Consider the following 21,836-nt stretch of genomic DNA (forward strand, 5'->3'; position numbering starts at 1 on the left):
CGATGGGGTCCGGGGCACCGGCGTCCTAGGGTGATCCGCATGCCAGAGCCGTACATACGCACCGCCCTGCCCGACGACGACGAGGAACTCTCCGCCCTCGACCGCGCCACCTGGTCGTACCTGCACGCGGTGCTGCCCGAGCCGCAGCCGCCGTACGACCCCTTCTTCAGTGACCGGCACGCCCCCGAGGACACCCTGGTCGCCGAACTCGACCGGCGCATCGTCGGCTATGTGCGCCTCGGGCTCGCCTACAAGGTCGCCTCCAACGCGCACGTCCGGCAGATCCAGGGCCTCGCCGTCGCCGAGGAGGCTCGCGGCCGGGGGGTCGCCCGGGCGCTGCTGCGCGCGGTCATGGACGAGGCCCGCCGCCGGGGCGCCCGCCGGATCAGGCTGGGCGTCCTCGGCCACAACGCCCCGGCCCGCCGGCTCTACGCGTCGGAGGGCTTCGCCGTCGAGGGCGTGCTGCCGGAGGAGTTCCTCCTGGACGGCACGTACGTCGACGACGTGATCATGGGCCGGTCGCTGTGACGGCCGCGGCGGTCAGGACGTGATCAGGTCGCCCGTGTCCACCGGCCGGGTCGCGTCCGCGCCGCGCTGAGCGTCGGTGGCCACCTCGTCGGCGGTCAGCACGTACCCCGTCTCGTTGTCCGAGGTGGAGCGGGCGAACACCACGCCGTAGACCTTGCCGCCGGTGGTCAGCAGCGGGCCGCCGGAGTTGCCGGGGCGGACCGTGGAGCGGATCGAGTAGATCTCCCGGGTCACCGTGGCGTCGCTGTAGATGTTCTGGCCGGTCGCCTGCACCTTGTTCGCCACCGTGGCCGCCTGCAGGTTCAGGTCGCCGTCCTGCGGATAGCCGGCCACCACCGCGGAGTTCCCGCGCGCCGCCGTGGTGTCGAAGCGCAGCACCGGCGCGCGCAGCTGCGGCACGTACAGCACCGCCACGTCCCGGTCCGGGTCGAAGAGGACGACCTCCGCGTCGTACGCCGGCCCGACCCCGCCGATCCGCACGCTCGGGTTGGAGATGCCGGCCACCACGTGGGCGTTGGTCATCACATGCTCCGGCGCGTACACGAACCCGCTGCCCTCGCGGCCCTGGGTGCCGGAGGAACCCTCGATCTTGACCGTGCTGCGCTTGGCCGCGTTGGTGGCGGCCGCCGTGACGTTGTCGCCCGAGGGCTTGGCGACCTCGGCCGTCGACTCGTTCTCGAACGGGTTGAAGACCTGCGGGAAACCCGCCTCGGTCAGCGCCGAGGTGGCCCGCGAGAACCAGGCAGGAGTGGTGTCCGGCATGGTGTTCTGCACCGCGCCGAGCAGCTTCGAGTCCCGGATCGCCGTCGTCACCGCGGGCGACGAGGAGGCACCGAGGACGCTCGCCGCCACCCAGGCCACGATCAGCACCGCCACCGAGTTGGCGAACGCCCCGCCTATCCCGTCGGCCACCCGCAGCGGACCCTCGTCCAGCTCCCGGCGCAGCCGCAGCGCCAGCCGCCCCGCCAGCTCGTGCCCCACCACCGCGGGCACCAGCACGGTCAGCACCGCGACCACCGTCGCCGTCGCCGTGCCACGGGTGACCAGCTCCATCACCCACGGCAGCACCCACACGCCGATCACCGCACCGCCGACGAACCCGGCCAGCGAGACGCAGCCGGCCACCAGCCCGCGCCGGTAGCCGGACGCCGCGTAGACGAGGACCACCAGTACCAGCGCCAGGTCGAGCAGGTCCACGGAGCCGCCTTTCTCTCGGTGCCCTCTCATACGGCCGGGACAGGCCCGGTGATCAGTTCACGCGCGCGGGGCCCCCGGGAACCGGCCACGCGTACGTGTACCTCCTGAAACGCCCCGGACCAGGACGATGGTTCCACCAGGTGGCACAGCACACATCGCGGGCGCGGTGGATCGACCCGAGAGTGAGTGCCATGCGTGTCTTCCCAAGATCGGGGCGGCGCACCCGGCTCACCGTCCTGACGCTGCTCGGCTGCCTGCCCGGCCTCGCCGCGGCGCTCGCGCTGGTGCTGTGCGCCCAGGGCGCCGACCACCCCGCCGCGATCCGGCTGGCCGCCCCCGCGCCCGCCAGCCCCGCCACCCGCTACCGGGCGCCCCGGCCGCACATCGTGCCGCGCTCGGCCTGGCTCGACGCCACCGTCCGCCGCACCCAGCCGCCCCCGCGCTACGACGACCAGGTCGTCGCCGTCTTCGTGCACCACACCGACTCGCCCAACGGCTACTCCTGCGCCCAGGCACCCGAGATCATCCGCCGCCTCTACACCGGCCAGACCGGCGACCGCGCGTGGGACGACATCGGCTACAACTTCCTCGTCGACCGCTGCGGCACCATCTACGAGGGCCGCGCGGGCGGTGTCGAGCGCGCCGTCACCGGCGCCCACACCCAGGGCTTCAACCACCGCACCGCCGGCATCGCCGCGCTCGGCACCTTCACCGCCGGAGTGCCCGTGCCGCGCGCGATGACCGACGCGATCGCCGCCCTCACCGCCTGGAAGCTCGGCCTCGCCGACATCGACCCGCGGGCCGGCGCCCGCCTGGTCTCCAGCAACGGCCTCAGCCGCTACCAGGAGGGCACCGCCGTCGCCCTGCCCGCCGTGGCCGCCCACAAGGACGGCTACCGGACCAACTGCCCCGGCGCCGCCCTCACCGAGCGCCTCCCCGAGATCAGGGAGGCGGCCGCCCGGCTGCAGGGCAGGGTGCCCGCGGCGACCGCGGTCCCGACCCCTCATGGAACATCCGCGAAAGCGCCCACAGGAACGCCATAGGCGGCACGCAGGCTGCTCAGATCCCCACGTCCTACCGTCAAGGACATCAGCAGCCGACTGGAGGTGGGGATCATGAACAGCAGTCGTACCGGAGCCCGTACGGAGACCACGCAGGGTACGGAGAAGGCCGGCCGGGTCAGGTCGTCCCGGGGACCCTGGGCGGTGGTCTGCGCGGTCGCGACGGTCGTCCTCGGCCCGGCCGCGGTCACCGCGTCCGCCCTGGACCAGGCCAACGCGGCGCCGATGCACCACGCGGTCAAGGCCGAGCAGACGCAGGCGTACATCCCGTCGGACGCCACCCGCCGCCGTACAGCCGCCTAGCGCTCACTCCTTGAAGCGGTCCCAGAGCCGGGGGAACCGCTCGGCGAGCGCCCGCTCGTTCTCGAAGTCGACCGGGGTGCCCTCCGGTTCGGAGGGCGCGGGGGCGATGCCCAGGTCCGGGGCCACGGTCCCGGTGAGCTGCTCGTACGCCTCGTCCGCCGCGTACCCCAGCTCCTCGCCGTCGCCGTCGATCTCCTCGTCGAAGTCGTCCAGCAACTCCGCCAGGGTGTCCGGATCGTGCACGGCCCCCTCGTAGATGTCCCGGCCCTGGCCGATCAGCCAGCACCGGAAGAAGTCGAACGCGTCGTCGCTGGCGCCGTCCAGCAGCACCCAGGCGGCACCCCACAGGTCCCAGCGGTAGGCGCGGTTGTAGCGGGCCTCGAAGTGACGGGCGAAGTCCAGCACCAGGTCCGGCTCCAGCTGGAGCAGCCGCTCCACGAGCAGGTCGGCCTGGTCCTCCGGGTCGCCCTCGGCGGCCTCACGGGTGGCGTCGACCAGCTCCCAGAACTCCGTCTCGTCCATCACGGGTCAAGCATCGTGCCTGGGCGCCGGGGCCGCACGCGGAGTGGTGCGGATTGTTATCCGCCGTCGCCCTGCCGCGCGTAGAGCTCCGCCAGCCGGGTGGCGTCGGCCGCGAAGCGCGCCCGCAGCCGGGGCGGCGCCAGCACCTCGGCCTCCGGGCCGAGCGCGGTCAGCTGGCCGTGCGCGACCTCCTCGTTCTCCACGGGCAGGGTCACCGTCACCCACCCGCGCGCGTCCGGGACTCCGGCGCCCGCGAGCGCCTGCCGGGCGGCGACCGGATCGACGGCGTACGCCAGCCTGCGCACGCCGACCGCCGACAGCCGCACCACCACCTCGGCGTGCAGGAGCGAGTGCGCGAACTGCTCCGCCCGCTGGTTCCAGAACCCCGGCAGGTCGAACTCCTCGTCCCGCCCGAACCGTTCCTCGCCGGCCTCCACGGAGGCGAACCGGTCGATCCGGTACACCCGGTAGGAGTCGCTCTCCGCGACCCGCGCGCACAGGTACCAGACCCCGGCCTTCAGCACGAGCCCGTACGGTTCCAGCTCCCGCCGCACCTCCGACTCCCCGCGCCGGTAGCGCGCGACGACCCGCCGGTCGTCCCACACCGCGTCGGCCACGTCGGGCAGCAGCGCCGGGGTCTCCGGCTCGGTGAACCAGTTCGGCGCGTCCAGGTGGAAGCGCTGGGAAGCCGTCCGCGAAGCGTCCCGCAACGACGGCAGCAGCGCGGCGGACACCTTCAGCCGGGCCGCGCTGGCCGCGTCCTCCAGCCCCATCTCCCGCAGGGCGCCCGGCAGCCCGCTCAGGAACAGCGCCTCGGCCTCGCTCCGGCCCAGCCCCGTCAGCCGCGTCCGGTACCCGCCGACCAGCCGGTACCCGCCCCCGCGCCCCCGGTCCGCGTACACCGGAACGCCCGCCTCCGACAGCGCCTGCGCGTCCCGCATCACCGTCCGCTCGGACACCTCCAGCTCACCTGCCAGCTCGGCGGCGGTCATGGCGGACCGGGACTGCAGGAGAAGCACCATCTTGATGAGCCGGGCGGCGCGCATACGTCTCATGATGCCGGGGAGCACTGACAGCGGGCCCGCGAGCGGTCCGGCACCGCCGGAATCCGCCGTCGTGGCCGGGCGCCGTCGCGGCGGAGAGAAAGAAGCGGTGAACGACCACGACAGCGCGGCCCGGCGATCCGGACCGCGCTGTCGTGATGACGCCGGTTTCCTACAGCCCGTACTTCTCGCGGGCTTCCTTCACCGCCGTGGCCTTGACCTCGCCGCGCCTGGCCAGCTGCGCCAGGGCCGCCACGACGACCGACTCCGCGTCCACACCGAAGTGGCGGCGGGCCGCCTCACGGGTGTCGGAGAGACCGAAGCCGTCGGCGCCCAGCGAGGACCAGTCCTGCTCGACCCACTGCGCGATCTGGTCCGGGACCTGGCGCATGTAGTCGGAGACGGCCAGCACCGGGCCCTCGGCACCCTGCAGCGCCTGACGGACGTACGGCACCCGCTCCTCACCGCGCAGCAGGGCCGCGTCGGCCTCCAGCGCGTCCCGGCGCAGCTCCGTCCAGGAGGTCGCCGACCAGACGTCGGCCGCCACGCCCCACTCCTCGGCGAGCAGCCGCTGCGCCTTCAGCGTCCAGTGGATCGCCGTACCGGAGCCGAGCAGCTGGATGCGCGGGGCGTTGGCCGGGACGGTGACGCCCGCGGACTCCGCCGTGTTGAAGCGGTACAGGCCCTTGACGATGCCCTCGTCGATACCGAGCCCGGCCGGCTTCGCGGGCTGCGGGAGCGGCTCGTTGTAGACGGTCAGGTAGTAGAAGACGTTCGGGTCCTCGCCGGGGGCCGGCTCGCCGTACATCCGGCGCAGACCGTCCTTGACGATGGTCGCGATCTCGTAGGCGAAGGCCGGGTCGTACGACAGCGCCGCCGGGTTGGTCGCGGCGATGACGGGGGAGTGGCCGTCCGCGTGCTGGAGCCCCTCGCCGGTCAGCGTCGTACGGCCGGCCGTCGCACCCACCAGGAACCCGCGGCCGAGCTGGTCGCCGAGCTGCCACATCTGGTCGGCCGTGCGCTGCCAGCCGAACATCGAGTAGAAGATGTAGAACGGGATCATCGCCTCGCCGTGCGTCGCGTACGCGCTGGACGCGGCGATGAAGTCGGCCATCGAACCGGCCTCGGTGATCCCCTCGTTGAGGATCTGGCCGTTCTTGGCCTCCTTGTAGTACATCAGCTGGTCGCGGTCGACCGGCTCGTACGTCTGCCCCTTGGGCGAGTAGATGCCCAGCGACGGGAAGAGGCTCTCCATGCCGAAGGTGCGCGCCTCGTCGGGGACGATCGGCACCCAGCGCTTCCCGGTCTCCTTGTCCCGGACCAGGTCCTTGACGAGCCGGACGAAGGCCATGGTCGTCGCCACGTTCTGCGTGCCGGAGCCCTTGTCGAAGGAGGCGAAGGCCTTGTCGGCGGGGGCGGGCAGGGGCGCCAGGGCGTGGGTGCGGCGGGCCGGGGCGGGACCGCCGAGGGCCGCGCGGCGCTCCTGGAGGTAGCGCACCTCGGGGGAGTCGGCGCCGGGGTGGCCGTAGGGCACGACCCCGTCGACGAAGGCGCTGTCCGGGATCGGCAGCTCCAGCAGCTCCCGCATCGTCTTGAACTCGTCCACCGTCAGCTTCTTCATCTGGTGGTTGGCGTTCTTCGACGCGAAGCCCTCGCCCAGGGTGTGGCCCTTGACCGTCTGGGCCAGGATCACGGTCGGCGCGCCCTTGAACTCGACGGCGGCCTTGTAGGCGGCGTACACCTTGCGCGCCTCGTGACCACCGCGGGAGAGGTGGAAGCACTCCAGGATCTTGTCGTCGCTCAGCAGCTTCGCCATCTCGACGAGCGCCGGGTCCTTGCCGAAGAAGTCGGCGCGGATGTAGGCGGCGTCGCGGGTCTGGTACGTCTGCACCTGCGCGTCCGGTACCTCGCGCAGCCGGCGTACGAGCGCGCCGGTGGTGTCGAGCTGGAACAGCTCGTCCCAGGCGCTGCCCCACAGCGACTTGACGACGTTCCAGCCGGCACCGCGGAACTGGGCCTCCAGCTCCTGCACGATCTTGAAGTTGGCGCGGACCGGGCCGTCGAGGCGCTGCAGGTTGCAGTTGATGACGAAGGTGAGGTTGTCGAGGCCCTCACGGGAGGCGAGTGCGAGCGCCGCCGTCGACTCGGGCTCGTCCATCTCGCCGTCGCCGAGGAACGCCCAGACGTGGGACTGCGAGACGTCCTTGATGCCGCGGGCGGTCAGGTAGCGGTTGAAGCGGGCCTGGTAGATGGCCGAGAGCGGGCCGAGGCCCATGCTCACCGTCGGGAACTCCCACAGCCAGGGCAGGCGGCGGGGGTGCGGGTACGACGGGAGGCCGTTGCCGCCGGCCTCCTGGCGGAAGTTGTCGAGGTGCGCCTCGGTGAGGCGGCCGTCGAGGAAGGCGCGGGCGTAGATGCCGGGGGAGGCGTGGCCCTGGATGTAGAGCTGGTCGCCGGACCCGTCGGCCTCCTTGCCCTTGAAGAAGTGGTTGAAGCCGGTCTCGTACAGCCAGGCGGCGGAGGCGAAGGTGGCGATGTGGCCGCCGACGCCGTGTTTCGAGCCCCGGGTGACCATCGCGGCCGCGTTCCAGCGGTTCCACGCGGTGATCTTCCGCTCCATCTCCTCGTCACCGGGCACGGCGGCCTCGGCGGCGGTGGGGATGGTGTTGACGTAGTCGGTCTCCAGCAGCTTCGGCAGCGCGATGCCGTCCGCCTCGGCGCGCTCCAGCGTGCGGCGCATCAGGTACGCGGCGCGGTGCGGCCCGGCCTCCCTGGCCACGGCGTCCAGTGAGGCCTGCCATTCGGCGGTCTCCTCCGGGTCCCGGTCGGGGAACTGGTCGAGCGCGCTCGGCTGGATGGCCTGGGGGTCGGTCATGTCGCCGCCTTCCTCAGTCGAAGGGGGTTCCCTCATCGGTAAGGGTTCGGGGTGCCCTTGGTCTTTGGCAGGACAGGGCAGAGGGCCCGGGTGCGAGCCCGTCGGCGACTCTAACTCCCTGATCGATGATCGATCAAAGGGTTCAAGGGCAAAACTTCTCGATTCCGAGAAAGTCGGCACGGGGTGCCTTCGGCGATGGCACCGGGTGACGCTCCGGAGAGGGGTTTTCGCAGGTGGGACGGCGTGTGAGCGGGGGAGCGCTCTTGTGTGGGAGGGGCGCGGGCTGTCGGTTTGGTGCCGCGCCGTCCTGGCTGGTCGCGCCCACGCGGCGGAGCCGCATATCAGATACAGCCCCGCGCCCCTACGGGGCGCTGTTCGGGTCGGCTCTTCTCCCCGCGCGCCCTTGTTTTTCCGCCGCGACGGCGATCAGTTGGGACGGCGGTTTTCGGCGGTGCCGGGCCTGCCGGGGCCCCGTGGGCTCACGGCCTCGGGGCGCAGCCCAGGACGTGGGACTTGACGATGTCGGCGATGCGCGGGTCGCGGCGCTGGAAGGCGGCGACCAGTTCCTGGTGTTCTTCGGCGTACGACTGCTGGACCGTTCCCAGCCAGCGGATGGAGAGGGCGGTGAAGACCTCGATGCCCAGGCCCTCCCAGGTGTGCAGGAGGACCGAGTTGCCGGCCGCCCGGACCAGCTCGCGGTGGAAGCCGACCGTGTGGCGGACCTGGCCCGTGCCGTCGGCGTTGCGGTCGGCCTCGTAGAGCGCCGCCACGTGCGGTTCGAGGGCCGAGCAGTCCTCCGCCAGCCGCTCCGCCGCCAGCTCCGCCGCGATCGCCTCCAGACCGGCCCGCACCGGGTAGCTCTCCTCGAGGTCCGCCGCCGTCAGGTTCCGCACCCGCACGCCCTTGTTCGGCGCGGACTCGATCAGCCGGAGGGACTCCAGCTCCCGCAGCGCCTCCCGCACCGGCGTCTGGCTGACCTCCAGCTCCGTGGCGATCCGCCGCTCCACGATCCGCTCGCCCGGCTTCCAGCGCCCGCTGACGATTCCCTCCACGATGTGCTCGCGGATCTGTTCGCGCAGCGAGTGGACAACGGGCGCGGTCATGGGAGCTCCTTAAGGGCGTTTGACGTTTAGACAATAAGGCCGGACCGCCTTTCGGGAGAGGCGCACGGGGGCGCTTTCATGCAGGTGAGACGAGACTTACACGACGGTGCCCCGTCCGGAGGAACTCCGGACGGGGCACCGTGGGGGACCTGCTGAGGCCTACAGACCGAGCTCGACCTCGAACTCGCCGGCCTCCAGGATCGCCTTGACGGCCGTCAGGTAACGGGCCGCGTCGGCGCCGTCCACCAGGCGGTGGTCGTAGGACAGGGTCAGGTACGTCATGTCGCGGACGCCGATGACCGTGCCCTCCTCCGTCTCGATGACGGCCGGACGCTTGACCGTGGCACCGATGCCGAGGATCGCGACCTGGTTCGGCGGCACGATGATCGTGTCGAACAGCGCGCCGCGCGAGCCGGTGTTGGAGATGGTGAAGGTCGCGCCGGACAGCTCGTCCGGGGTGATCTTGTTGGCGCGGACCTTGCCGGCCAGGTCGGCCGTGGCCTTGGCGATACCGGCGATGTTGAGGTCGCCCGCGTGCTTGATGACCGGGGTCATCAGGCCCTTCTCCGAGTCCACCGCGATACCGACGTTCTCGGTGTCGAAGTAGGTGATCGTGCCCTCTTCGACGTTGATCCGGGCGTTGACGGCCGGGTGGGCCTTCAGCGCCTGGGCCGCCGCCTTCACGAAGAACGGCATCGGGGAGAGCTTGACGCCCTCGCGGGCCGCGAACGAGTCCTTGGCCTGGGCGCGCAGGCGCATCAGGCGGGTCACGTCCACCTCGACCACCGAGGACAGCTGCGCCTGCTCGTGCAGCGCCTTGACCATGTTGTCGCCGATGACCTTGCGGATGCGGGGCATCTTGACGGTCTGGCCGCGGAGCGGGGAGACCTCCAGCGCCGGGGCCTTCCTGGCAGCGGCGGCGGCCGGAGCGGCGGCGGCCACGGGGGCCGGAGCGGCGGCGGCGGCCTTCGCGGCCTCGGCGGCGGCGAGCACGTCCTGCTTGCGGATCCGGCCGCCGACGCCGGTGCCCTTGACGGCGCCCAGGTCGACGCCGTTCTCGGCGGCGAGCTTGCGGACCAGCGGGGTGACGTAGGCACCCTCGTCGACCGGAGCGGCCGGAGCCGGAGCCGGGGTGACGGGGGCGGCGGCCACCGGCGCGGGGGCCGGGGCCGGGGCGGCCGGAGCCGGAGCGGCGGCGACCGGGGCGGGAGCCGGGGCCGGGGCGGCGGGCGCGGGGGCCGGAGCCGCCGGGGCGGGCGCGACCGGGGCAGCGGCGACGGGCGCCGGGGCCGGAGCGGCCGGGGCCGGGGCAGCCGCCGGAGCGGCACCCGGGGCGCCGATGACGGCGAGCTTGGCGCCGACCTCGGCGGTCTCGTCCTCGCCGACCACGATCTCCAGCAGGACACCGGCGACCGGCGCCGGGATCTCGGTGTCGACCTTGTCGGTGGAGACCTCGAGCAGGGGCTCGTCCTCGCCGACCTCGTCGCCGACCTGCTTCAGCCAGCGGGTGACGGTGCCCTCGGTGACGGACTCACCGAGCGCGGGCAGGACCACGTCCGTACCGGACGCGCCACCGGCCGGAGCGGCGGGGGCAGCGGCGACGGGGGCCGGGGCCGGGGCAGCGGGGGCCTCGGCGACCGGCGCGGGGGCCGGGGCGGCCGGGGCCGGCGCGGCCACGGGCTCGGCGGCCGGGGCCGGAGCGGCCACGGGGGCGCCGGTGCCGTCGTCGATGATGGCCAGCTCGGCGCCGACCTCGACCGTCTCGTCCTCGGCGACCTTGATCGAGGCCAGGATGCCCGAGGCGGGGGCCGGGATCTCGGTGTCGACCTTGTCGGTCGACACCTCGAGCAGCGGCTCGTCGGCCTCGACGCGCTCGCCCTCGGCCTTCAGCCAGCGGGTGACAGTGCCCTCGGTGACGCTCTCGCCGAGCGCCGGAAGGGTTACGGAAACCGCCATGGTTTCGGTTGCTCCTTACGAATTGCGGAAGTCTGTGTTCAAGCGGAGTCGCTTGTGTCGACCGAGGGTCAGTCGTGCGAGTGCAGGGGCTTGCCGGCCAGGGCCAGGTGGGCCTCGCCGAGCGCCTCGTTCTGCGTCGGGTGGGCGTGGATGAGCTGGGCGACCTCGGCGGGCAGCGCTTCCCAGTTGTAGATCAGCTGGGCCTCGCCGACCTGCTCGCCCATGCGGTCGCCGACCATGTGGACGCCGACCACGGCACCGTCCTTCACCTGGACGAGCTTGATCTCGCCGGAGGTGTTCAGGATCTTGCTCTTGCCGTTGCCCGCCAGGTTGTACTTCAGCGCGACGACCTTGTCCGCACCGTAGATCTCCTTGGCCTTGGCCTCGGTGATGCCGACGGAGGCGACCTCGGGGTGGCAGTACGTCACCCGCGGCACGCCGTCGTAGTCGATCGGGACGGCCTTCAGACCGGCCAGGCGCTCCGCCACCAGGATGCCCTCGGCGAAGCCGACGTGCGCGAGCTGGAGGGTCGGGACCAGGTCGCCGACGGCGGAGATGGTCGGGACGTTGGTCCGCATGTACTCGTCGACCAGGACGTAGCCGCGGTCCATGGCGACACCCTGCTCCTCGTAGCCGAGACCGGCGGAGACGGGGCCGCGGCCGACGGCGACGAGCAGGACCTCGGCCTCGAACTCCTTGCCGTCGGCGAGGGTGACCTTGACGCCGTCGGCGGTGTACTCGGCCTTCGAGAAGAAGGTGCCCAGGTTGAACTTGATGCCGCGCTTGCGGAACGCGCGCTCAAGAAGCTTGGAGGAGTTCTCGTCCTCGACCGGGACGAGGTGCTTGAGGCCCTCGACGACGGTGACGTCGGCACCGAAGGACTTCCACGCGGAGGCGAACTCGACGCCGATGACACCGCCGCCCAGGATGATCGCGGACTTCGGCACGCGGTCCAGGACGAGGGCGTGGTCGGAGGAGATGACGCGGTTGCCGTCGATCTCCAGGCCCGGCAGCGACTTCGGCACGGAGCCGGTGGCGAGGAGCACGTGGCGCCCCTGGATCCGCTGGCCGTTGACATCCACGGAGGTGGGGGAGGACAGCCGCCCCGTCCCCTCGATGTACGTCACCTTGCGCGAGGCGATCAGACCCTGCAGGCCCTTGTACAGGCCGGAGATGACACCGTCCTTGTACTTGTGGACGGCGGGGACGTCGATGCCCTCGAACGTGGCCTTGACGCCGAACTGCTCGCTCTCGCGGGCCTGGTCGGCGATCTCGCCCGCGTGCAGCAGGGCCTTGGTGGGGATGCAACCCCGGTGCAGGCAGGTACCGCCGACCTTGTCCTTCTCGATCAGGGCGACGTCCAGGCCCAGCTGCGCCCCGCGCAGGGCCGCGGCGTAACCGCCACTACCACCGCCGAGGATCACTAGGTCGAAAACGGTGCTGGCGTCGTTCGCCACGTCACGTCCTCCATGCATGTGCGCCGTACGCCGGTCTCCAGCGACCGGGCGGCGGCTGGTGTCCGGCCGCTCTTCTTCGGCCCTGTGGGTGGGGCCCTGTCCTGCCGAGCCCCATCTTCGCACTTGTCGGAGGTGAACGAGACGCGGGGCCGGGGTGTGAGACACCACACGCAGCGCCCCGCAGGGGCGCGAGGAACTGCGCGATCAGCCCCCACGGCCCGCAGCCGCCGTACGACGGAATGGACCGAGTCAATGGGCGACGGGACCCCGCCCTACCCGCGCGCGAGGTCCCGTCGGCGACATCAGCCCAGGTCACCCTCGGCCGTCAGCTCCGCCAGCCGCACCAGCGTCCGCACCGCCGACCCCGTGCCGCCCTTCGGCGTGTACCCGAACGGCCCGCCCTCGTTGAAGGCGGGACCGGCGATGTCGAGGTGCGCCCAGGTGATCCCCTCACCCACGAACTCGCGCAGGAAGAGCCCCGCGACCAGCCCGCCGCCCATCCGCTCGCCCATGTTCGCGATGTCGGCGGTCGAGGACTCCATCCCCTTGCGCAGGTGCTCCGGCAGCGGCATCGGCCAGGCCGGCTCGCCGACCTCCTCGGCCGCCTCGTGCACCGTGGAGCGGAACGCGTCGTCGTTGGCCATGACCCCGAACGTCCGGCTGCCCAGCGCCAGCATCATCGCCCCGGTCAGCGTCGCCACGTCCACGATCGCGTCCGGCTGCTCCGCCGACGCCGCCCACAGCGCGTCGGCGAGGACCAGCCGCCCCTCCGCGTCCGTGTTCAGCACCTCGACCGTCTTGCCGCTGTACATGCGCAGCACGTCACCCGGCCGCACGGCGGACCCGGACGGCATGTTCTCGGCCAGCGCCAGCCACCCGGTCACATTGACCTGGAGACCGAGCCGCGCCGCCGAGACGACGGCGGCGAAGACCGCGGCCGCCCCGCTCATGTCGCACTTCATGGTCTCGTTGTGGCCGGCCGGCTTGAGGGAGATGCCGCCCGAGTCGTAGGTGATGCCCTTGCCGACGTAGGCGAGGTGCTTCTCCGCCTCGGGGTGCGTGTACGACAGCTTCACCAGCCGCGGGGTCGCGGCCGAGCCGCCGCCGACGCCGAGGATGCCGCCGTAGCCGTCCTTGGCGAGCGCCTTGTCGTCGAGCACCTGCACCTTGAAGCCGTGCTCCTTGCCCGCGCCCTGCACGATCGCGGCGAACGCGGCCGGCGTGAGGTCGTTCGGCGGGGTGTTGATCAGGTCACGGGCGCGGTTGAGCTCCTCAGAGACGGCGGTGGCGCGGGCCACGGCCGCCTTGTGGGCCGCGTCCCGCGGCTTGCCGCCGAGCAGCGTGGCCTCGGCGAGCGGCGCCTTGGCAGTCTTGGCCTTGGCGGCGCCCGCGGCCTGCCGGCCGTTCTCCTTGTACGTGTCGAAGGAGTACGCGCCGAGCAGCACGCCCTCGCCGATCGCGCCCACGGCGGCCGCGTCCTCGACGGGCAGCGCGAAGGCCGCCTTCTTCGCCCCGTTCAGCGCGCGGGCGGCGACACCGGCCGCCCGGCGCAGCGCCTCGGCGGTGTACTCGGCGTCCTTGCCGGGCGCGGCGCCCAGGCCCACCGCGATGACGAGCGGGGCCTTGAAGCCGGCCGGGGAGGGCAGCTTCGTCAGTTCGCCCTCGGCACCCGAGGCACCGAGGGTCTCCAGGACGTCGGCGAGCCTGCCGTCGTAGGCCTCGTCCACGGCCTCCGCGCCCGGCGCTACGAGCAGGCCCCCGGACTTGGAACCTGTGCCCTTGGCGACACCGATCACGATCGCGTCGGCCCGGAGGCCGGGCGCCGCTGAGGTGCTGAGAGTGAGAGCAGTCACGGTGGTGGAATCTCGCTTCCGATGTTGAGTTGCTGTGGCCGAGTGGGTGGGTCGACCGGGCCCGGGAAGCGACCCTAGAAGCCTTCGCGGGGCGCGTTGCGACCGGGGCCTTCACCCTGTCGGCGAACACCCGGGACGAGCCTACGCGTGTGTATGCGTTCGCTCATTCCTGCGGTCGTTCACCTGGGGGTGGCGTCGTCGCCATTTCCCGCCCCTCCCCAGGGTGCGCGTGGGACACACTCGCCGGGATCCGGCGGGCGCCCCGGCGCGGCGTTCGCCGAAGTCACCGCCGGGCTCCGGGAGTCGGGGGTGCGGGGCCTCGGTGTACCGCGCGGTCCCCGGGGTGGGAGATCATCCCTGGGGTACCCTGCCGCACACTCTGGAGTCCGACCGGTGAAACCCCGCCCCGCATCCCTGCCGGCCCTGCTCGCCCTGCCTGCCCTGCTCGCCGGCTGCACCCGGGCCTCGGACGACGCCGGACGCTGGCAGCCGAGACCCGGGGTCAGCTGGCAGTGGCAGCTCAGCGGCCGTGTCGACACCTCCGTCAAGGCGTCGGTCTACGACATCGACGGCTTCGACCAGTCCGAGGCGACCGTCGGCAAGCTGCACGACGCGGGCCGCAAGGTCATCTGCTACCTCTCCACCGGCGCCTACGAGGACTGGCGCCCCGACGCGAAGAAGTTCCCCAAGTCGGTGCTGGGGCGCGGCAACGGCTGGGAGGGCGAGCGCTGGCTCGACATCCGCCGCACCGACGTGCTGAAGCCGTTGATGGCGGCCCGCCTCGACATGTGCAAGGAGAAGGGTTTCGACGCGGTGGAGCCCGACAACATGGACGGCTACAAGAACCGCACCGGCTTCCCGCTCAAGGCCGCCGACCAGCTCCGCTACAACCGGCTCATCGCGCGGCTCGCCCACGACCGGGGCATGGCGGTGGGCCTGAAGAACGACCTGGACCAGATACCGCAGTTGGTGGGGGACTTCGACTTCGCGGTGAACGAGCAGTGCGCCCAGTACGGCGAGTGCGCGGACCTGGTGCCCTTCGTCAAGGCGGACAAGGCGGTCTTCCACGTCGAGTACGAACTGCCGACGAGCAAGTTCTGCGTGCAGTCACGGAAGTTGGGGCTCAGCTCGCTGGAGAAGAAGTACGAACTGGGGGTGTGGCGCAAGACCTGCTGAGACCGGTCACCTCAGGCACCGGTCACCTCAGGCACCGGTCACCTCAGGCACCGGTCACCACAGGCAGAGGACGACCAGGGCGGTCGTCGCGGCCGTCTCCGCGAGCGCCCCGAAGACATCCCCGGTCACCCCGCCGAAGCGGCGCCTGCAGTGTCGTAGCAGCCCGTCGGTCACCATCTCCGCGCCCACCACCGCGAGCAGCGCCTGCAGGCTGTAGTCCGAACCCACCAGCGCCCCGGCACCCGCCGCCGCCACCATCACGGCGATCGTGACCACCGACGCGCCCACCTTCGGCACCACCCCGGCCACCGCCGCCCCCAGCCCCTCGGGCCGGGCGGCGGGCACCCCGTCCACGGCGGCCAGGGTCAGCGCCAGCCGGGCCACCACCGCGGCGACGACGGCGGCGAGCACCCCGCGCCGCCACCCGTCCCCGTACGCCTGGGCCAGCGCGGCCACCTGGGCGAGCAGCACGAACACCAGGGTGATCACGCCGAACGGCCCGATGTCCGACTGCTTCATGATCCGCAGGGCGTCCTCGGCGGGCTTGCCGCTGCCCAGGCCGTCGGCCGTGTCGGCGAGGCCGTCCAGGTGCAGGCCCCGGGTGAGCACGGCCGGTACGGCGACGGCGGCCACCGCGGCCACGAACGCGCTCGCACCGGTCAGCAGCAGCAGTGCGCCGGCCGCACCCGCGCAGAGCCCGACCGCGAGGCCGGCCAGCGGGGCGGACAGCATGCCGCCGCGGGCCGCGTCACGGTCCCAGCGGGTGACCTTCACGGGGAAGACGGTGAGCGTGCCGAAGGCGAAGCGGAGGCCGTCAAGCCAGGGAGTCGCAGGTGTCGTCGCAGCCACCGGCGCAGGTTACCCGGTGGTCAGGAAGACGCTTGCCCCGGCCATGCTTCCGACCGGGCTTCCGGCCGTGCCTCCGGCCGGACTTCGGCCGGACTCCGGGCCGAACCACGCCGGGGATAAAGTGCGCACATGGGACATTGGCTGGAGCGGAACATCATCGAGCCGGGCAAACTCCCCCTGCTGCTCGCCCTGACCGCCTTCGTCCTGACCTTCGTGATCACCCGGACCATCACCCGGCTGATCCGCGCCGGAAGGGGCCCGTTCGGCAATGTGAAGGCGGGCGGGCTGCACATCCACCACGTGGTCCCCGGGGTCGTCCTGATCGTCGTCGGCGGGTTCGGCGCGGTCGGCAGCGGCCGCCACGGACCCGGCGCGGCCCTCGCCGCGATCGTCTTCGGGATCGGCGCCGGCCTCGTCCTCGACGAGTTCGCGCTGATCCTGCATCTCAACGACGTCTACTGGACCGAGGACGGCCGCAAGAGCGTCGAGGCCGTCGTCATCACCGCCGCGCTGGTCGGGCTGCTGCTCGCCGGGTTCTCCCCGTTCGGCGTCAACGACCTGTCCGCCGACGAACTCCAGGACCGCGGCACCGCCATCGCCAACATCGGGGCGAACTTCCTCTTCTCGCTCGTCGCCCTGAGCAAGGGCAAGACCCGCACCGCGATCTTCGGCGTGATCGTCCCGCTGGTCGGGATCGTCGGCGCGGTCCGGCTGGCCCGCCCCGGCTCCGCCTGGTCCCGCCGCTTCTACCACGACCGGCCGCGCGCCCGGGCCAGAGCCGGACTGCGCGCCTACCACCACGACCGCCGCTGGTCCCGGCTCAGCCGGACCCTTCAGGACTGGATCGGCGGCAAGCCCGACCGCCCCGAGCCGCTCCGGCTGCCCGGCCGCCGCTGACCCCCGCGGCGGCGCCGCCGGTGCCGCAGCCGTCGCAGCGCCACCGACGCCCCGCACAGCGCCGTCACACCCGCGATCGCCGCGAGGTGTTCCTTGCCGGCGAGGTTCTCCTTCACCGCGACCTCGACCACCATCGCGGCCACCACCGCACCGGCGGTGGTGTACGCGCCGTAGCGCCAGCCCAGATACACCGCGAGACCGACCACGGCGGCCGACGGACCGGTGTCCACCACCAGCGCGTCCGAGGCCGGCAGGCCCAGCGGGCCGTGCGGACCGATCGCGATGCCGAACCGGGCGTACAACGTCCCGGCGAGGGTCGCCACATAGGCGATGGCCAGCGTCCGCCACCAGCCCAGGCACACCTCGGCGATGCCGAACACCACCAGGATCTGCGCCAGCGCGCCCCACACCGGCAGATCCAGCGCCGGCACGAACAGCGACAGGGGAGTGCGCAGCAGGGCCTGCCAGAGCGGGTCCTCGGCGCGCACCGCCCCGAGATCCTGCACGAACCGGAAACCCCACGGCCGGTTCTGGGCGAACTGCAGCAGCGCGGTCAGACACACCGCCGCCACCGTCATCGGCACCGCCCGCAGCCGCCGCTTCGCCAGCGGGCCGCGCACCGTGGCGTACAGCAGCCCCCACTCGGCGCGGGCCCAGCGGGCGAGCGGTGTCATACGGCGGTCCTCATCTGTGCGTGTCGCGCGGCCGGTTGCCCCGCGTGCCTCATCGCGTGTCGAGGTGCTTGCGGTTCACCCACCCCGGCAGCCCCGGAACCTCCAGGAACCCCTCCGCGCGCGCCGACGCCAGGCCGATGCGCGGCAGGTCCGCGCTCTTCTCGAAGAGCAGGAACCGGGGCTCCCAGATGGGCCGGTACTTGGCGTTCGCCCGGTACAGGGACTCGATCTGCCACCACCGGGAGAAGAAGCTCAGCAGGGACCTCCACAGCCGCAGCACCGGCCCCGCGCCGAGACGCGCACCACGTTCGAAGACCGACCGGAACATGGCGAAGTTGAGCGAAACCTGCGTGATCCGGATCTCTCCGGCGCGCCGCAACAGCTCGATGACCATGAACTCCATCAGTCCGTTGTCGGAGTCCCGGTCCCGGCGCATCAGATCGAGCGACAGCCCGCCCGGCCCCCACGGCACGAAGGACAGCAGCGCCCGCAGCTCACCCGCCCCGTCCGTGCACTCCAGCATCACGCACTGCCCGTCCCGGCCGTCCCCGAGCCGGCCCAGCGCCATGCTGAACCCGCGCTCGGTGGCCCCGTCCCGCCAGTCGTCGGCGCGCCGGACCAGATACGACATCTCGTCCGCCGGGATGTCCTCGTGCCGGCGGATCCGCACCGTGTACCCGGCCCGCTTCACCCGGTTGTAGGCCTGCCGGACGGTCCGCATGGCCCGTCCCTCCAGCGTGAACTCGGCGACCTCCACGATCGCCTCGTCCCCGAGCTCCAGGGCGTCCAGCCCGTGCCGCGCGTACACCGTCCCGGCTTCCTCGCTCGCCCCCATCACCGCCGGGATCCACCCGTGCGCCCGCGCCTCGTCCAGCCACGGCGCGATCGCGCCCGGCCAGGCCTCCGGATCCCCGAGCGGATCCCCGGAGGCGAGGCTGACCCCGCCCAGCACCCGATAGGCCACCGCCGCCTTCCCGGTCGGCGACCACACCACGCTCTTCTCCCGCCGCAGCGCGAAGTACCCGAGCGAGTCCCGCTCCCCGTGCCGCTCCAGCAGCGCCCGCAGCCGCTTCTCGTCGTCCTCGGTGAGCGGGTCGACGGCGCGGCGGGAGCGGAAGGCGGCGTAGAAGACGGCGAGCACGAGGAGCGTGCTGAGCACGTTGATGACGACGTTCACCCAGGTGGGCGGGGCGATGTACGGGAACCGGGAGGGGTCGGCGGCGACCGACACCAGGCGCAGGGTGCCGTAGTGCCAGCGCTCCAGGAACGTCGAACGCGCGGCGTGCGGGGCCTGGTCGGTGACGGTGACGAGCAGGGCGGCGAGCAGCGAGGCGGCCACTCCGCCGCCGACGGCGACGGTCGCGGCGAGCCGCGGGTTGGCCCGGTCGCCCTTCGCGTAGAACTCCCGCCGCCCGACGAGCAGCGCCGCCACGAAGGCGGCCGTCAGCACGATCGAGATCCAGTTCTGCGGATACCGCCGGATCTCCGGGAACGCCATGGCGAACGCGAACAGCGCGAGGAAGAGCCCGCTCAGCACCAGGTTCAGGATCCACGCGGCCCGCTTGCGGCGCCGCATGGTGATCGCGAGGAACGCGGTGAACACACCGGAGGCGAAGCCGGCGGTCAGCAGGTACGGCGTGAAGAAGTTCTCCTGGTTGTGCCGCCGCACGTCCTGCCCCAACGACACCCACACCGCACTGAGGAAGTTGACGAACGCGACGCCCCGCAAGTACCACACGGCAAACCCGGCGGCCCGCTGCGAAACCCCGACGCCCCACCGCCCCCGCTCACGACCATCACACCGCTCAACGGCAATTCGGGCATCTCCCATGGAGAGCGATCATATGGGCGCCCTCCCGACGAACCACGCCACCCGGGCCAGCAACGCCAACTTCCCGACCAACCGGCCTCCCTCTTCCCCGGTCTCCCTGTTCCGCCGGTCTCCCCCTCCCGCCGGTCTCTTCTGTCCGCCGCAGCGGCGATCAGCCGGGACGGCGCAACCCGGCGGTGCCGTCCCGGCCGTACCCACTGGCCCCCGTAACGCGCCGGTCTCCGTGTCCCGCCGGCCTCTACTCCTCCGGCTTCTCCTCGGGTTCGGGCTTTTCCGGCTTCTCGGGCAGGTCTGCTGACAGGGCCGCTGCGGCCTGGACCAGGGGCAGGGCGAGCAGGGCGCCCGCGCCCTCGCCCACGGTCACGCCCTGTTGGAGGAGGGGTTCCAGGGCCATCCGGTCCAGCGCCTTCGCCTGGCCCGGCTCGCCGCTGTCGTGGCCGGCCAGCCACCAGTCGGGTGCCCGGAACGCGATCCGCTGGGCGACAAGGGCGCACGCGGCCACCACGACCCCGTCGAGCACCACCGGCAGCTTCCGCACCGCGGCCTGCAGCAGGAACCCGGTCATCGCCGTGAGGTCGGCCCCGCCGACCGCCGCCAGCAACTGCAACTGGTCCCCGAGCACCGGCCGCGCCCGCCGCAACGCGTCCCGGATCGCCGCACACTTCCGCATCCACGCGAGGTCGTCGATGGCGAGCCCGCCCCGCCCGGTCACCACGGACGCGTCCGTCCCGCACAACGCGGCCACCAGCACGGAGGCCGCCGTGGTCCCGCCGACGCTGATGTCGCCGAGCACCACCAGGTCCGTCCCCGAGTCGGCCTCCTCGTCGGCCAGCCCGACGCCCGCCCGGAAGGCCGCCTCGGCCTCCTCCGCCGTCAGCGCGTCCTCGATGTCGATCCGGCCGCTGCCCCGCCGCACCCGGTGCCGTACGACCTCCTCGGGCAGCGCGTCCGGGTCGCAGTCCAGCGCCATGTCCACGATCCGCACCGGCACCCCGAGCCGCCGGGCGAGCACCGCCACCGGGCTGGCGCCCTCCAGGACCGCCCGCACCAGCAGCTCCGCACTGCCCGCGGGCCGCGCGGAGACGCCCAGTTCGGCGACGCCGTGGTCGCCGGCGAAGAGCAGGACCCGCGGCCGTTCCACCGGCCGTACCGGTACGGAACCCTGCGCGGCGGCCAGCCACTCGCCCAGGTCGTCGAGGCGGCCCAGCGCCCCGGGCGGCACGACCAGCCGCTCCCGGCGCGCCTCGGCGTCCCGGCGTACACCGCCGTCGGGGCGCTCGATCAGATCGGTGAAGTCGTCGAGATTAAGCGAGCTCATTCGCCGAACAGTACCGGCACGGAACCAACGGTTCGGTGCCAGATCGCCACCACACCCGCACGGCGTCTTGGCAGGCAAGATCGGTATCCCATACGTTCCGGTTTGCAGTGGATTGCGTACAGGGACGCGTACCGGGAGCACAGGGAGCCGCCCATGCCGCCCAGACCCGAACTCCACCCGGGCACCGACCGGTTCCACGAGCCGCGCCGCCAGGACTGCCCCTGGTGCGGCTCCAGACGCCTGCGCACCCGGCTGCGCACCCCCGACCTCCTCCACCACCGCCCGGGCACCTTCGTCCTCGACGAGTGCCGGGACTGCGCGCACACCTTCCAGAACCCCCGGCTGACCTGGGAGGGCTTCGGCCTCTACCACCGGGACTTCTACGAGGGCCGGCTGGCGGACTACACCGAACGCGGCCACACCACCCGAGCCGGCCGCCGCCGGCACCGCGCCGCCGTCCGCGCCACGCGGGCGCTGCCGGAGCCGGAAAGCTGGCTGGACATCGGCACCGGCCACGCCCACTTCCCGCACACGGCGAAGCAACTGCTGCCCTACACCGCCTTCGACGGCCTCGATCCGACCCTGCGCATCGTGCGGGCCCAGGCGGCGGGCCGGGTCGAGGAGGCCCACCTCGGCCATCTGACCACCCCGGAGGTCCTGACCCGGCTGCGCGCCCGCTACGACGTCGTCAGCATGTTCCACCACCTGGAACACGCCCCCGACCCCCGGGCCGAACTCCGCGCCGCCCTCACCGCGCTGCGCCCCGGCGGCCTCCTGCTCGTCGAGACCCCCGACCCGCGCAGCCCGTTCGCCCGGCTGCTGGGCAAGTGGTGGTTCCCGCACGGCCAGCCGCGCCAGCTGCACCTGCTGCCGCCCGCCAACCTCCGGGCCGAACTGGAGGCCCAGGGCTGCGAGATCCTGACCACCGACCACCGGGCCCCGCACCTGCCGTACGACCTCTCGGCCGCGGTCGCCCTGCTGTTCGGCCGGCTCCTGCCGAAGCGGTGGCCGCGCGCGAAGGCCCCACTGGTGGCGACCGTGGCGGCCGTTGACCACGCCCTGGCCCCCGTCCTGCGCCGCACCCGCTTCTCGAACACCTACCGGATCATCGCGAGAAAGGGACGCTGAAGGGGTCTTGAAGGGACGCCGTGGGAGGCCTTGAAGGGACACCGAGGGGCGCTGAAAGAGGGCGT

General features: G+C 72.5%; 18 protein-coding genes. 6 read left to right on the forward strand and 12 right to left on the reverse strand.

What is annotated here, in order from left to right; translation table 11 throughout:
* The first annotated feature begins 39 nt into the window (after positions 1-39).
* A complete protein-coding gene (locus ACGFZS_RS03780; RefSeq protein ID WP_393793754.1) occupies positions 40-528 on the forward strand; it encodes a GNAT family N-acetyltransferase in 489 nt (162 codons plus the stop codon).
* Positions 529-540: 12 nt separating this feature from the next.
* Here ACGFZS_RS03780 and ACGFZS_RS03785 read toward each other — a convergent pair whose 3' ends face one another.
* Entirely contained in the window at positions 541-1,725 is a 1,185-nt protein-coding gene (locus ACGFZS_RS03785; RefSeq protein WP_393793755.1) for a MarP family serine protease, read from the reverse strand.
* 191 nt (positions 1,726-1,916) lie between these two features.
* Between ACGFZS_RS03785 and ACGFZS_RS03790 the strand changes: the two genes are divergently transcribed.
* Positions 1,917-2,768, forward strand: coding sequence for a peptidoglycan recognition protein (locus ACGFZS_RS03790; RefSeq protein ID WP_393793756.1), 852 nt, complete (start codon positions 1,917-1,919; stop codon positions 2,766-2,768).
* 72 nt (positions 2,769-2,840) lie between these two features.
* Positions 2,841-3,089 carry a hypothetical protein gene (locus ACGFZS_RS03795; protein ID WP_393793757.1) on the forward strand — a complete coding sequence of 83 codons (249 nt, stop codon included), beginning with the start codon at positions 2,841-2,843 and terminating at the stop codon, positions 3,087-3,089.
* A 3-nt stretch (positions 3,090-3,092) separates the two neighbouring features.
* Here the strand turns inward: ACGFZS_RS03795 and ACGFZS_RS03800 are convergent, their stop codons facing one another.
* The 7 genes from ACGFZS_RS03800 to ACGFZS_RS03830 all read right to left on the reverse strand — a co-directional run bounded on the left by ACGFZS_RS03800 (position 3,093) and on the right by ACGFZS_RS03830 (position 13,898).
* A complete protein-coding gene (locus ACGFZS_RS03800) occupies positions 3,093-3,611 on the reverse strand; it encodes a DUF4240 domain-containing protein (protein ID WP_365681014.1) in 519 nt (172 codons plus the stop codon).
* A gap of 56 nt (positions 3,612-3,667) precedes the next feature.
* Positions 3,668-4,657, reverse strand: coding sequence for a helix-turn-helix transcriptional regulator (locus ACGFZS_RS03805; RefSeq protein WP_393793758.1), 990 nt, complete (start codon positions 4,655-4,657; stop codon positions 3,668-3,670).
* Between the two features lie 169 nt (positions 4,658-4,826).
* Positions 4,827-7,529, reverse strand: a complete 2,703-nt coding sequence (gene aceE, locus ACGFZS_RS03810; RefSeq protein WP_393793759.1) for a pyruvate dehydrogenase (acetyl-transferring), homodimeric type — start codon at positions 7,527-7,529, stop codon at positions 4,827-4,829.
* A 479-nt stretch (positions 7,530-8,008) separates the two neighbouring features.
* Positions 8,009-8,632 carry a GntR family transcriptional regulator gene (locus ACGFZS_RS03815; RefSeq protein ID WP_359225980.1) on the reverse strand — a complete coding sequence of 208 codons (624 nt, stop codon included), beginning with the start codon at positions 8,630-8,632 and terminating at the stop codon, positions 8,009-8,011.
* A gap of 159 nt (positions 8,633-8,791) precedes the next feature.
* The gene (gene sucB, locus ACGFZS_RS03820) at positions 8,792-10,588 is read right to left on the reverse strand and encodes a 2-oxoglutarate dehydrogenase, E2 component, dihydrolipoamide succinyltransferase (protein WP_393793760.1); all 1,797 of its coding nucleotides are present in this window, start codon (positions 10,586-10,588) and stop codon (positions 8,792-8,794) included.
* Between the two features lie 68 nt (positions 10,589-10,656).
* On the reverse strand, positions 10,657-12,045 hold the full coding sequence (lpdA, locus tag ACGFZS_RS03825) for a dihydrolipoyl dehydrogenase (RefSeq protein ID WP_365680207.1): 1,389 nt from the start codon (positions 12,043-12,045) through the stop codon (positions 10,657-10,659).
* A gap of 302 nt (positions 12,046-12,347) precedes the next feature.
* A complete protein-coding gene (locus tag ACGFZS_RS03830; RefSeq protein WP_393793761.1) occupies positions 12,348-13,898 on the reverse strand; it encodes a leucyl aminopeptidase in 1,551 nt (516 codons plus the stop codon).
* A gap of 393 nt (positions 13,899-14,291) precedes the next feature.
* On the opposite strand from ACGFZS_RS03830, the gene ACGFZS_RS03835 reads away from it, so the two are divergent.
* A complete protein-coding gene (locus ACGFZS_RS03835) occupies positions 14,292-15,074 on the forward strand; it encodes an endo alpha-1,4 polygalactosaminidase (protein WP_393793762.1) in 783 nt (260 codons plus the stop codon).
* A gap of 54 nt (positions 15,075-15,128) precedes the next feature.
* Here ACGFZS_RS03835 and ACGFZS_RS03840 read toward each other — a convergent pair whose 3' ends face one another.
* Positions 15,129-15,923: an adenosylcobinamide-GDP ribazoletransferase gene (locus ACGFZS_RS03840; protein ID WP_393793763.1), complete on the reverse strand. Its 795-nt coding sequence runs from the start codon at positions 15,921-15,923 to the stop codon at positions 15,129-15,131.
* 129 nt (positions 15,924-16,052) lie between these two features.
* Between ACGFZS_RS03840 and ACGFZS_RS03845 the strand changes: the two genes are divergently transcribed.
* Positions 16,053-16,820 (forward strand): hypothetical protein, encoded by a 768-nt coding sequence (locus ACGFZS_RS03845; RefSeq protein WP_393793764.1) that lies wholly within the window; start codon positions 16,053-16,055, stop codon positions 16,818-16,820.
* Here the strand turns inward: ACGFZS_RS03845 and ACGFZS_RS03850 are convergent.
* From ACGFZS_RS03850 to cobT, 3 genes are all read right to left on the reverse strand, one after another.
* Complete coding sequence (locus ACGFZS_RS03850; RefSeq protein WP_393793765.1) at positions 16,757-17,494, reverse strand: hypothetical protein; 738 nt, start codon at positions 17,492-17,494, stop codon at positions 16,757-16,759. The genes ACGFZS_RS03845 and ACGFZS_RS03850 overlap by 64 nt on opposite strands.
* A gap of 49 nt (positions 17,495-17,543) precedes the next feature.
* Positions 17,544-19,325, reverse strand: coding sequence for a phosphatidylglycerol lysyltransferase domain-containing protein (locus ACGFZS_RS03855; RefSeq protein ID WP_393793766.1), 1,782 nt, complete (start codon positions 19,323-19,325; stop codon positions 17,544-17,546).
* 238 nt (positions 19,326-19,563) lie between these two features.
* Positions 19,564-20,643, reverse strand: coding sequence for a nicotinate-nucleotide--dimethylbenzimidazole phosphoribosyltransferase (cobT, locus tag ACGFZS_RS03860; RefSeq protein WP_393793767.1), 1,080 nt, complete (start codon positions 20,641-20,643; stop codon positions 19,564-19,566).
* Positions 20,644-20,796: 153 nt separating this feature from the next.
* Between cobT and ACGFZS_RS03865 the strand changes: the two genes are divergently transcribed.
* Positions 20,797-21,771 (forward strand): class I SAM-dependent methyltransferase, encoded by a 975-nt coding sequence (locus ACGFZS_RS03865; protein WP_365680224.1) that lies wholly within the window; start codon positions 20,797-20,799, stop codon positions 21,769-21,771.
* Positions 21,772-21,836: the final 65 nt, after the last annotated feature.

Source organism: Streptomyces sp. NPDC048288 (genome assembly GCF_043201555.1).
Taxonomy (GTDB): Bacteria; Actinomycetota; Actinomycetes; order Streptomycetales; family Streptomycetaceae; genus Streptomyces.

Coding starts and splice junctions, on each gene's coding strand:
- ACGFZS_RS03780 (WP_393793754.1), top strand. CDS start 40: ATGCCAGAGCCGTACATACGCACCGCCCTGCCCGACGACGACGAGGAA.
- ACGFZS_RS03790 (WP_393793756.1), top strand. CDS start 1,917: ATGCGTGTCTTCCCAAGATCGGGGCGGCGCACCCGGCTCACCGTCCTG.
- ACGFZS_RS03795 (WP_393793757.1), top strand. CDS start 2,841: ATGAACAGCAGTCGTACCGGAGCCCGTACGGAGACCACGCAGGGTACG.
- ACGFZS_RS03800 (WP_365681014.1), bottom strand. CDS start 3,611: ATGGACGAGACGGAGTTCTGGGAGCTGGTCGACGCCACCCGTGAGGCC.
- ACGFZS_RS03805 (WP_393793758.1), bottom strand. CDS start 4,657: ATGCGCGCCGCCCGGCTCATCAAGATGGTGCTTCTCCTGCAGTCCCGG.
- aceE (WP_393793759.1), bottom strand. CDS start 7,529: ATGACCGACCCCCAGGCCATCCAGCCGAGCGCGCTCGACCAGTTCCCC.
- ACGFZS_RS03815 (WP_359225980.1), bottom strand. CDS start 8,632: ATGACCGCGCCCGTTGTCCACTCGCTGCGCGAACAGATCCGCGAGCAC.
- sucB (WP_393793760.1), bottom strand. CDS start 10,588: ATGGCGGTTTCCGTAACCCTTCCGGCGCTCGGCGAGAGCGTCACCGAG.
- ACGFZS_RS03845 (WP_393793764.1), top strand. CDS start 16,053: ATGGGACATTGGCTGGAGCGGAACATCATCGAGCCGGGCAAACTCCCC.
- ACGFZS_RS03850 (WP_393793765.1), bottom strand. CDS start 17,494: ATGACACCGCTCGCCCGCTGGGCCCGCGCCGAGTGGGGGCTGCTGTAC.
- ACGFZS_RS03855 (WP_393793766.1), bottom strand. CDS start 19,325: ATGGGAGATGCCCGAATTGCCGTTGAGCGGTGTGATGGTCGTGAGCGG.
- cobT (WP_393793767.1), bottom strand. CDS start 20,643: ATGAGCTCGCTTAATCTCGACGACTTCACCGATCTGATCGAGCGCCCC.
- ACGFZS_RS03865 (WP_365680224.1), top strand. CDS start 20,797: ATGCCGCCCAGACCCGAACTCCACCCGGGCACCGACCGGTTCCACGAG.